Origin of the sequence: Pedobacter xixiisoli (assembly GCF_900215335.1) — a bacterium.
Taxonomy (GTDB): Bacteria; Bacteroidota; Bacteroidia; order Sphingobacteriales; family Sphingobacteriaceae; genus Pedobacter; species Pedobacter xixiisoli.
Window position 1 is genome coordinate 269,786 of record NZ_OCMT01000003.1, and the last position, 11,893, is coordinate 281,678.

Sequence of the window (11,893 nt, forward strand, 5' to 3'; positions counted from 1 at the left end):
TCCCGATTAACTCGGGACTTTTTCATTTAATGCTTTCTTGTAAGTTTCTAATGCTCTTTTTCGGGCAAAGTCATGTTCAACAATTGGGACTGGTAATAAAGCTTTTCTGTATTCTGGAGCCCACTTGAAAACGTATTCCATCTTCGGATCGAATTTTTTGAGTTGCAGCTCTGGGTTAAACACCCTGAAATACGGAGCAGCATCGTTACCACTTCCGCAAGCCCATTGCCAACCACCAACATTGCTAGCCTGCTCATAATCCAATAGTTTTGCTGCAAAGTAGGCTTCGCCCCAACGCCAATCAATTAACAAATGTTTGCATAAAAAACTGGCCACTACCATGCGTACACGGTTGTGCATAAAACCGGTATCGTTGAGTTCTCGCATTCCCGCATCTACTAATGGATAGCCCGTTTCGCCTTTGCACCAGAGTTCAAATTCCTTTTCGTTATTTTTCCATTGAATACGGTCGTAATCTGGTTTAAATGATTTGTCTACAGTATGCGGAAAGTGCCACAAAATCATCATGTAAAACTCTCGCCATGCCAATTCAGAAACCCATTTGTCTGCTTTTTGAGCTATTGCTTCGCTAGCTACCTTTCTAATACTTACTGTGCCAAATCGTAAGTGAAGACCTATATGTGTAGTCGCATTTTTTGCAGGAAAATCTCTGTCTTTTTCGTAACCATCTAACTTTTCTGCAAAGTTTGCGGACGGGAATTTAACGTCGCTATTGGCGAAACCGATATCCGACAAAGACGGAAATCTAAACGCTTTTGTTTGATGTAAATTTTTGAGGTATTTTTCAGTTGGGTAAGACTTTAGATAAAATTCATTTAACTTCAGTTGCCACTGTTTATAATAAGGTGTGAAAACCGTATAAGGTGTGCCATCAGCTTTTTTTACCTCATCTTTTTCGAAGATCACTTGATCTTTATAGGTTTGAAATGCAATGCCATTCGTTTTCAATAATGCGGAAATGTGTTCGTCGCGTTTTTTGGCATAAGGCTCATAATCATGGTTGGCATATACCGATTGGATGTTAAAATCGCTTATTATGTCTTCCCACGCTTTTTCAGGCGTGTTATATTTAACTAAAAGTGATGAGCCTTTTTTAATCAGCTGTTCATTGATTTTTGACAATTGCTGATGGATGAAATCTACCCGAGCATCAGCTTTGTTTTCTAATTGATTTAAGATGTTTTGATCGAAAATGAAAACTAACAGTACTGGTTTGTCTCCTTTTAGAGCACGGTATAATGCTGCATTGTCGGCTAATCTTAAATCTCTTCTTAACCAACAAATATTGATGGCAGGTTTCTCATTTTTTGTGTTCATAAATAGCTTTTAATGCTTCTTCAAGGTTCAAATATCTGAATTGAAAACCTGTGTTTAGCATTTTTTGTGCAGAAGTATTGGTGCTAATTAAAGGTAAGATGCTCATTTCTCCCAAAATTGCTTTTAATACAAATTTTGGAACGTTAAATGGCCAAATTGGTCGGCGTAGTACTTTTCCCAAAGTTTTAGTGAAAGTTTGGTTGGTAACAGGTGATGGAGCGGTAGCATTATAAGCATCGAACATGTTCTTGTCTGCTACTGCATGTACGAAAATATTCACTAAATCGTCAATGTGTATCCAAGGCATCCATTGTTTGCCAGTGCCTAAGCCAGCACCAACGAAATAATTAACGGGCTTTTCCATTGAAGCTAATGCACCACCTTTTTCGCTCAATACAATTCCAATACGAACTTTAACGACTCTAATGCCTAAGGTAATGAATTGGTCGGCTGCTTTTTCCCAAGCTATGCAGCAGTCGGCCATAAATCCAGTTCCATTCAAGCTTTCTTCGTCCAAAACCTCATCTTCTCTGTCGCCGTATATCCCCACCGCAGAAGCCGAGATATAACTTTCCACAGTAGCATTGGTTTCTTTTATTGCCCTAAAAATTAGCTCAGCAGATTTTACCCTACTATCAATAATTTGTTGTTTGCGTTCAGCGGTCCAAGGCTTATCGGCTATGCCTTCTCCTGTTAAATTAATGATGGTATCAATGCCTTCTAGCGCTTGGTTGTCTATCGTTTGTTGGTAGACATCCCAAAGAAATACTTTAACGCCCTCTTTTTGAAAAGCTTTTCTTGCTAAGATGGAAATTTGATGTCCATCAGCCAGTAATTTTGAAATGAGCTGTTCGCCAACTAGACCTGTGGCACCTGCAATTAGAATATTTTTTGCCATAAACCTAAAACCCTAAAGTTAAGGTTTAGTTTGATTTTTGACGCATTAAGCCATTTTTTGTCTACTTCTTTGTATATTTTTTAAAGAAATCAATAATGGGTTGGTTGGCATTTTTTGGGTATTCGTGACCACCACTATGAATGAACAACTCGAAATCATTTCCGTTTTTGCCTGTGTAGGCAGTGATGTTACTGTCTAATTTACTGCCTTCTTGCGTGCATCCATTGATGCGTAAAATCTTGTTGTAGGTGATTTTTTGCCAATTAGGTTTAACCAAAGGATCGGCTTCGCCCATTAGGTGAAAACCTGGCTTTGGCGTATTTAGCAGTGGTATTAATTTTCCTCCAGCGGTAGCAGTTGGCGCAAATGCTGCAAACTCATTTGCTCTAGTAGTCCAAAGTAAATAGGTGAAACCTCCACCGTTAGAATGCCCTGTGGCATAGATGCGGCTATTGTTTATGTTGTAATCGGTACGAAGTGTTTTCAACATCGCATCAAAAAACTGTAAATCTCGGTTGTCGTTGGTTTGGTTGCTCATTACCCAGCCACTTTTTTTACCTTCTGGGTCGGTTAGTATACCTACAGTATTTAATCCTTGCGGACAAATGAAAATTGCTTCTGGCCAAAGCTTTTCGAAACCTCTTGTGCGGAACATGTTAAGCATGGTGCCGCCATGACCATGAAACGCAAAAATGATTGGTGTAGGTTTGGTTTTTGCCGATGCTGGGATATAGACCAATGCTTTTCGGATTTGACCTTTAATAGTCCATTCTAAGGTTTTAGGTAACTCTTGCGCTAGGGCAGTTCCTATGGAAATGAACATTAACAATGTCCAGATTTTTGCTTTTAAGGTGTGGTTCGGTTGCATGTTTTCATAGAGTTCAGTTCTGTTGTAAGGTTTAATTGATAAAGTAAAAACTTTGATTGGATATGGAAAAGGGCTATTTCTTCTAAACAATACCAAATAAAAAGCGTTAATTTTATAAGCATTTCAAAACAATATGGAGAAAGTTTTAATTACCCGTCGTATTAGCGATGATGCTTTGGCATTGATAAGAAATTCCGGCTACGAAACCACCGTTTATGCCGAGCTTAAAAATATCTCTCAAGATGAGTTGATTAAAATGTGCGAAGGTCATGTAGGTTTGTTGAGCGTGGGGCCAAATCAAATTGATGAACATTTTTTAGGTGCTTGTCCGCAGTTGAAAGGTATTGCTTTAATGAGTGTTGGTTATGATAAGGTCGATTTAGAAGCAGCGAATAAACATCGTATGCCTATCAGTAATACTCCAGATGTGCTGAGTGAAGCAACGGCTGATACTGCCTTTTTGTTAATGCTGTCTGTTGCTCGAAACGCTTTTTATATGCATAAAAGTATTGAACGTGGCGAGTGGAATTTTTTCGACCCTATGCAAAATTTGGGACAAGAGCTATATGGTAAAACTTTAGGCGTGTTAGGCTTAGGGAGAATTGGTTTGGAGATGGCGAAGAAAGCTAAAGCAGCCTATGGAATGGATATCATTTATCACAATAGGAATAGAAACGAACAGGCGGAAAAAGAACTTGGCGCAAAATATTTATCGTTCGATGAGCTTTTACAACAAAGCGATGTGCTAACTGTACATGTGAATTTAACTGAGGAAACCAAAGGTCTTTTTGATAAAAGTGCTTTCAGTAAAATGAAACCGAATGCGATTTTTATCAATACTGCTCGAGGCGCAATACATAATGAAGAAGACCTGCTATTGGCTTTGCAGAATGGAACGATTTGGGGTGCAGGTTTAGATGTGACTAATCCCGAGCCGATGGATAGCAACAATCCACTGTTAAATATGGAAAATGTTTGTGTATTGCCACACATAGGCTCTGCTACAAAAGAGACTCGAGAAAAGATGGCCATGATGGCTGCCGAAAATATTGTGGCTGCTTTAAAGGGCGAACGAATGCCGCAAGTGATCAATCCAGAGGTTTATAAATAGCTTTAAACTCTCTCTAGGCATTTATTTGGAAGAAGAGTGGATGGGAACTTTATAAGTTACCCTCTCTGGCTTCGCCATCTCTCCTTAAAAGAGAGAGAATTACAAAGTTGTTTAGACATTTCGCTACTTTCTTTCCCTAAAAGGGATAGATGCCCAAAGGGCAGAGAGAGTAACTGTTAGCATTTGTTAAAAATTAGAAAAGCTATCTATAAAAATTCTATTTTTATTTCATGATAGTTTCTATTAGGAATGAGCATCTAGCCATCGACTTTTCTACAAAAGGGGCGGAGCTAAAAAGCATTGTGGGCATAGATAGCTCCGTTAATTATATGTGGCGTGGCGATGCGCAGTTCTGGGGAAAGTTTAGTCCCGTGTTATTTCCAATTGTTGGTGCACTTAAAGAAAATACCTACGAATATCAGGGAGATAAATATAATTTGTCACGTCACGGATTTGCCCGCGACATGGAGTTTGCGTACGAATTGATTGGTACTACAGAAATTGCCTTCAAACTTAGGCATACCGAAGAAACACTGAAAAATTATCCTTTCGAGTTTGAGTTGACATTGCGTTACCGTCTTAGCGGAGCAAGCTTGCAATGTACTTATCAGGTGGTTAATCCTAGCGATAAAACAATGCTTTTTTCTATCGGCGGGCATCCCGCATTTGCGGCGCCATTAAATAGTGAAGGCACTTACACTGATTATTATTTGCAATTTAATAACGATGATGAGGTAACTTTTCATCACATCGAAGATAATTTGATTGCTGATGAAACTACAACCATCCAATTAAAAGATAAAGTACTGCCGCTAACACATGAGCTTTTTTATGGAGATGCTTTAGTGTTTAAGAACTTGAAAAGTAATCATATCCGTTTATTGAATACCAAGAATTATAACGGATTGAATTTTCATTTCGAAGGTTTCCCTTACTTTGGGATTTGGGCTGCCATAGATGCAGATTTTGTTTGCTTAGAACCTTGGTGCGGTGTTGCCGACGGCGTAAATCACAATCAGCAATTAGAAGATAAGGAAGGGATAGAAAAACTAGCGGCTGGCGAAACTTGGGAAAGAAGCTGGGAGGTTTGTTGTTTTTAGTGTTCTCGTCATGCTGAATTTATTTCAGCATCAGTTTTACAGGCTCTGACCAAGAAGTAGCTGCGAAGCAAAACAAGTTTAGGATGACGACAGATTTATTTACTTTCAATTTTACCCATTGACTACAAGAAGAAACTTTCTTAAACAAGCTAGCCTTTTGTCGGGAGCTGCTGCATTGCCTAGCGTTTTGCCAGAGGCGATTCAAAGAGCATTAGCGATTAACCCAAATCTTGGAACTACGTTTTACGATGCAGAACATGTAGTCTTTTTGATGCAGGAAAATCGTTCGTTTGACCATATGTTTGGGACTTTGAAAGGAGTTCGTGGTTTTAACGACCCGCATCCACATATTTTGCCTAATAAAGATAAGGTTTGGTTGCAGCGAGATGCCAAAGGAAATGCTTATACGCCTTTCCACATCGACCTTAATAAAACTAAAGTGACTTGGCAGGGAGGTTTGGCGCATTCTTGGCCCGACCAAATTGCTGCTCGCAACGAGGGAAAATATGATAAATGGGTTCCGGTAAAATCAGTAATGTCTTTGGCGTATTACAAGCGAGCAGATTTACCATTTTATTACGCATTGGCGGATGCTTTTACCGTTTGTGACCACCATTTCTGTTCGTCGTTAACAGGTACTACGCCTAACCGATTATTCTATTGGACAGGTAATGTTCGTCCAAATCCAAACGATAAATCTTTACGGCCTGTGGTAAGTAATTATCAAGCAGAATCGCATACCAATAAATTTGTGGATTGGCCAACTTTTCCAGAATTGTTAGAAGATAACGGTGTGGATTGGCGGGTTTACCAGAATGAAATCTGGACAGCTAAATTACCTTCAGAAACTGACGATTGGTTAGGGAATTATGGTGATAATGCATTGGAGTACGTCAAAAGGCATCAAGTGAAATTATCGGCTTATTTTAGAAAGAATGGCGACAAAACGGTTACGCCAAACTTATCTGCCGAAGAAGTTTTAAAGAAATACAATGCTTTAAGTAATCGTGAAAAGAATTTAATTGATAAAGCTTTTACGACTAATATCAATGCCGCAGATTATTTGGAATTGAAGTCCATTCCCGTTTCTATAGTTGATGACGGAACTGTTGATGTTGTTAAAGTGCCAAAGGGCGATATTTTTTATCAGTTTAGGAAAGATGTAAACGAAGGAAAGCTGCCTACAGTTTCTTGGCTGGTGGCGCCTCAACGGTTTTCAGACCATACCAGTTCGCCTTTGTATGGCACTTGGTATGTTTCGGAAGCTTTAAATATTTTAACTAAAAATCCGGAGGTTTGGAAGAAGACGATTTTCATTGTTAATTACGATGAGAACGACGGTTATTACGACCACATGCCTCCGTTTGTAGCTCCAAAACCAAATACAGCTGCTCGTGGCAAGGTTTCGGAAGGTATTGATACTGCCTCGGATTATGAATCGGATGAAGGTAGTCCGATAGGTTTGGGCTATCGTGTACCGATGATTGTAGCTTCGCCTTGGAGTAGAGGTGGTTATGTAAATTCACAAATATTTGACCACGCCAGTACCTTGATGTTCTTGGAGAAATTTCTGCATCGCAAAACTGGCAAACAACTCAAAAGTGGGCAAATCAGTACTTGGCGTAGGACAGTTTGTGGTGATATGACTTCGATATTCAGACCTTATCACGGAGAGAAATTGCATCAACCAAATCCGCTGGTACGAGATAAGGTTATTAACCATATCCAGCAGGTAAAAGGAAAGCCTAAACAGGAGAAACCACATGCGCTTAAAGAGCAAGATATCGTGAAGATCAACAGGTATCATGCGTTCGAGGGGAGTTCGTCAGCCTTGATGGCAAAACAGGAAAAAGGAACGAAACCTGCTTGCGCATTGCCGTATCATTTAATGGTTGATGCACGCTTAAACGAAGCAAAAACTAGTGTGGTGCTTGATTTTGTGACGGATACCAAAAGCGTTGGTGCTCCTTTTAATGTTTCGGCGGCAAATACTTACAGCGGCGAGCAAGGTAGGAATTGGTACATTGCTGTAAAAGCTAACGATCGTTTACAGGATAACTGGGAGATTAAAGCTTTTACAGAAGGGAAATATGACTTGACGGTACATGGTCCAAACGGATTTTACCGTAGGTTTTCGGGTAGCAAAGCCGACCCAGATTTGTTGGTTAATTGCTTATTCGAACAACAGGGAGTCTTAAAAAAGAATTCTGGTAATTTGCAGCTCCTATTGGAGAATAAGGGGGATCAACCGCTGGTAGTTAATATTGAAGATGATGTTTACAAAGTGAACCATAAAACTATTAAGTTGACTGCCGGAACGAAGAAAATTATTACGCTAAATCTGAAAAAATATCACCATTGGTATAATTTTCTGTTGACGGTAAATGGATTTGAAACTTACAGAAAACACTACGCAGGTCACGTAGAAACAGATAAAGAAAGTATAACTGATCCGTATATGGGAGGAGTTTTATAGCATTTATTTCATTTTTACAATTAAATAAGTAGTTGGCTATGCTAAATTTTTTGTTTTATTCCCGTGTGGGGTAATGGCTGATGTTTTTGACAGGTATAAATTCTTTTTAAATGTATAAATACCTCTTTTTGAGTATTTTCTTCTTCTTTATGCAAACTTTCCGTATTTTTAATTACTCCACTCTTAGTTGCATTTAAGTTTAAATAGATTAATTGCCGGTTACGCTCGTTTATTTTGTTGACGCTTCTCTTATCTCTATTCTAACCAAGGTGCTACTCTTTATTGATGCATTTACATTTAGTGATTTTTTTCGCTCAAAATCCCTATTGTAATTTTTTTAACGCTATTCTCTCCATCCACGTTTACTAAATGTAAGTGCCGTACACTTTTAAATAAAAATGTTATGGCCGTTTCTTTAATGTTTAAGCGAGGATTTTTTGTCCTTTTTTTCTTTCTAATTTCTTTGAGCTCTTATGGGCAGAATATTACTAATTACGTTTTTGCCGCTAATGGAGGAACGTATGCTGATATTAGCGGAACTCAAGTTTTTGCCGGAGGTGCTGATGATGTTGTGTCTTCTAGTATTTCAATTGGTTTTGATTTTTGGTATATGGGACAACGATATACTAATGTTAGGATAAGTACAAATGGTTGGATATCTTTAAGTAACACTGCTGATAGTGCGCCAGATAATAATCTGAGTTCTGGAGGTGTTAGGCCTATATTGGCTCCGCTATGGGATGATTTGGCTGTTTTTCCTGGTGCTTTAGGTACAGGGTTGGGGGCTGGAAATATCTCTCATAATATTTCGGTTGTAATGGGTGTTAAGGTTTTTACGGTGCAATGGAATTTAATGAGGTGGGATCGAAGTTCAGCACTTATAGATTTTCTAGGAGTTGTTACGCCAACATCAGTAATTTCTTTTCAAGCTAAATTGTATGAAAATGGAAATGTTCAGTTTATGTATAGACAGCAGGGGGGGAATGTTAGTGCAGCTGCTTCGGCATCAGTAGGTATTACCGGAACCTCAGGTGTTTTCTTGTCGTTGAATGGTACAGGTACTAATCCTGCGGCTGACCACCTAGTTGAGGTTAGTAATATTTCTACTAAGCCTGCTAGTGGACAAACTTATACTTTTAATCCAACGGAATTAAGTGCCCCTACTTCTCTAACTTTTACTCGTGTGGGTTCGACTGGAATGCGATTAAATTGGTCGGATAGCTTTGCCGATGAAGCTGGTTTTGTGATTTATAGGTCTGTAGATGGTGGAAATACATACACTCATTTAGCAACTACTTCGCCCAATGCTACTTTTTATGATGACGCTGGTTTAACAAATGCAACTACTTATTATTATAGACTCTATACATTGCGTGAGAATTTGAGTGTTGGCTATGTTTCAGGAAATCAGTTGACTGGCTGCCAAAGTTTTGTTGTAGGCGCTAGCCCCAATCTAAGTGGTGCGGGTAATAATGGCCCAGTTTGCGCTGCGGCTTCTCTAATATTAAGCGCAAATTTCATTGATGGAGCTTCTTATTCATGGTCGGGTCCAAATGGTTTTACTTCTACGCAGCAAAATCCGGTAATAAGTTATTCGGATAATGCTAAGGGAGTATATACAGTTACTATCAGTAGGAATGGCTGCAGTGCGGTTCTTACCACAACGGTTACAAGTACTGGTGTAGGCCGATGGACGGGAAATGTAAGCGCAGACTGGTCTAACCCAAATAATTGGTGTAATGGCGTGCTCCCAACTAATGCTGTTAATGTCTCGATACCAACGTTGGAGGTTTATAATAATCCAACTTTAACTAGTAGCGGTTCGGCGAACAATCTAGATATCGCCTCTGGTCGTACGTTAACCGTAAGTGGTGCCGGTAATTTACAGGTAGCTGGGGCAATCAGCAGTGCAGGTACTATTGCAACAAGTTCTGGAAAAGTTACTTTTAACGGCGCTTCTGCTCAAACCATACCATCAAATGTTTTTTCTACCAATGCGATAATGGATTTGGAACTCAATAATGTTGCTGGTGTAACGCTGAACGGAGCTTTACGATTGACAGGTGTATTAACGGTGACTGCTGGCGCTTTTAACACAGGTAATTTCTTGACCTTAGCTTCTAGCCAAGCAAGTACTGCTCAGGTGGCATCAATTCCATCTGCGGCAAAAATAGAAGGAAGAGTAACGGTAGAACGCTACGTTCAGGGAGGAACAGTTAATCCGTATCGTACTTATCGAATGTTGTCTTCTCCAGTTTATGATAACACCACCACTTTTGTAAATACAGATGTAGAAGGAAATAGAAGTGCAAAGTTTGCGCAATTGATAGATGATATTATCGTCTCTGGTTCTGGTGGTGCGGCTAATGGTTTCGATCCTACGCACAATAATAATTCGAGTTCTTGGTATTATGATTCGGGCTATATGCGGGTTACAAATATAAATACAACAGTAAATGCGGGTAGGGGGATGTACATGCTTTATAGGGGTAATAGAAACAATATCGCTTTAAAAACCTATCCGCCTTATCCAGATGCGGAAACTGTTGTAATGGATTTTGAAGGAGTACTGAACCAGCAAGATGTAAGTGCTACGTTAACCTATAGTGCGGCGAATAATTTTAATCTTTTGGGTAATCCCTATGCGGCAACTATAGATTGGAGCTCTAGTAACTGGGGTGCCGACAAAGGAACGGCAAGCAATGCCATTTGGATATGGAATCCTGTGGCTAGGGGTTATGCTACCTATATTAACGACGTGAGTACTATGGGCGGTACCAGGTATATTTCCTCTGGACAGGCATTTTTTGTTCAGACTTCTGCCGCTGGTACCTTAAAATTTAAAGAAAATGTCAAGGCAGTAACTCAACAGCCTACCATATTGTCAATGTCGGTGCCTAACAGATCCCAAGAGTCGGTACCGACACAATTAGCTACTCCAAAAAACTTAGTGCGAATTAACATGAAACCAGTTAATTCATATGGAGAAGATGAAACTGTAATTGTTTTCGACCAAAATAGCAGTGTTAGTTACACAGAAGAAGATGCCTCACATTTTGATGGAGAAGTGGTCAATATTTCCACCTTGGCAGATGCGCAAAAACTGGCTATCAATTTTTTGCCGCTTAGCACTAATGCGATGGAAATTGGCTTAAATGTCTCAGCTGCTGCATCCGGTAATTACGTTATGCAATTCAATTTGGATGAATATCATCAAGGTTATTTGTTGAAGTTGAAAGATAATTATTTGCAGAAAACCACTCCAATTACGCTTGGGGGTGCTCATCATTTTAGTATTGATATTACTAATGCGCAAACTTTAGGTGCTGGTAGGTTCAGTTTGTTGGTAGAGCCGCCAACTGTATTGCCAGTTGGTTTGCTGAGTTTCACTTGGAAAAAACAGAATGAAGGGGTGATGTTGAATTGGCTTATCGCTAACAATTCTAGTGCAAAAGTATTTAAGTTGTACCGTGCTGGAGATGACGGTAAGTATGTTTTGCTGGGAGATATTTTGGCGAAAGAAGTGGGTGCTTATTCCTTTTTGGATGCGGTTCCTTTGATGGGGCGAAACTACTATAAATTGGTGCAGATAGATGGAAACGGTAACGAAACACCTACGGAGCCTGTGGTAGTCAATTTTGTGCTTGGCGAAAATAATGTAGCTACTGCATTCCCAAATCCGATGAAGGATAAGCTTACTGTGCAGGTAAATAATTTGAAGGACGACAAATACCAACTCGTATTGTATAATGTAACAGGGCAGAAATTGATAAGTCAGCAAGTATCCAAATCGGACTTGAATAGAGGTTACGAGTTAGATGTTTTAGTTTTAACGCCGGGGTTTTATTTCATTAAAGTGTCAGAATTTTCGTCTAACAGTTTTGTTGCACTCCTAAAAGTTGTAAAACATTGAAATTGAGCTTCAATAAGGCTTTTGTGATTGTTGTCACTACTATTGTGAAATAGTATTTAGGGTGTTTTTGGGTATATTATTTCTCTATTTGGGAAATTTTATCTCTGCAATTTTGGTGCGTTAATCTATTAATGTTTACAATAAAATGTTGTAATGCAGATTAGCATCTGTTTTCTTCTAGTGGCGTGT

General features: G+C 39.3%; 7 protein-coding genes. 4 read left to right on the top strand and 3 right to left on the bottom strand.

Annotated features, from left to right (window positions below; translation table 11 throughout):
* Positions 1-6: 6 nt before the first annotated feature.
* The 3 genes from CRO54_RS13380 to CRO54_RS13390 all read right to left on the bottom strand — a co-directional run bounded on the left by CRO54_RS13380 (position 7) and on the right by CRO54_RS13390 (position 3,104).
* Positions 7-1,338 (bottom strand): cryptochrome/photolyase family protein, encoded by a 1,332-nt coding sequence (locus CRO54_RS13380; RefSeq protein WP_097132583.1) that lies wholly within the window; start codon positions 1,336-1,338, stop codon positions 7-9.
* Positions 1,322-2,236, bottom strand: coding sequence for a TIGR01777 family oxidoreductase (locus CRO54_RS13385; protein ID WP_097132584.1), 915 nt, complete (start codon positions 2,234-2,236; stop codon positions 1,322-1,324). The genes CRO54_RS13380 and CRO54_RS13385 overlap by 17 nt, the downstream gene beginning before the upstream one ends.
* Positions 2,237-2,297: 61 nt before the next feature.
* Complete coding sequence (locus tag CRO54_RS13390; RefSeq protein ID WP_138765830.1) at positions 2,298-3,104, bottom strand: CE1 family esterase; 807 nt, start codon at positions 3,102-3,104, stop codon at positions 2,298-2,300.
* 133 nt (positions 3,105-3,237) lie between these two features.
* Here CRO54_RS13390 and CRO54_RS13395 point away from each other — a divergent pair, with 133 nt between their 5' ends.
* From CRO54_RS13395 to CRO54_RS13410, 4 genes are all read left to right on the top strand, one after another.
* Positions 3,238-4,215 carry a 2-hydroxyacid dehydrogenase gene (locus CRO54_RS13395; protein WP_097132586.1) on the top strand — a complete coding sequence of 326 codons (978 nt, stop codon included), beginning with the start codon at positions 3,238-3,240 and terminating at the stop codon, positions 4,213-4,215.
* A gap of 230 nt (positions 4,216-4,445) precedes the next feature.
* Complete coding sequence (locus CRO54_RS13400) at positions 4,446-5,315, top strand: aldose 1-epimerase family protein (RefSeq protein ID WP_097132587.1); 870 nt, start codon at positions 4,446-4,448, stop codon at positions 5,313-5,315.
* 118 nt (positions 5,316-5,433) lie between these two features.
* Positions 5,434-7,791 (top strand): phosphocholine-specific phospholipase C, encoded by a 2,358-nt coding sequence (locus tag CRO54_RS13405; RefSeq protein WP_097132588.1) that lies wholly within the window; start codon positions 5,434-5,436, stop codon positions 7,789-7,791.
* Between the two features lie 403 nt (positions 7,792-8,194).
* On the top strand, positions 8,195-11,704 hold the full coding sequence (locus CRO54_RS13410; RefSeq protein WP_097132589.1) for a T9SS type A sorting domain-containing protein: 3,510 nt from the start codon (positions 8,195-8,197) through the stop codon (positions 11,702-11,704).
* Positions 11,705-11,893 lie beyond the last annotated feature (189 nt).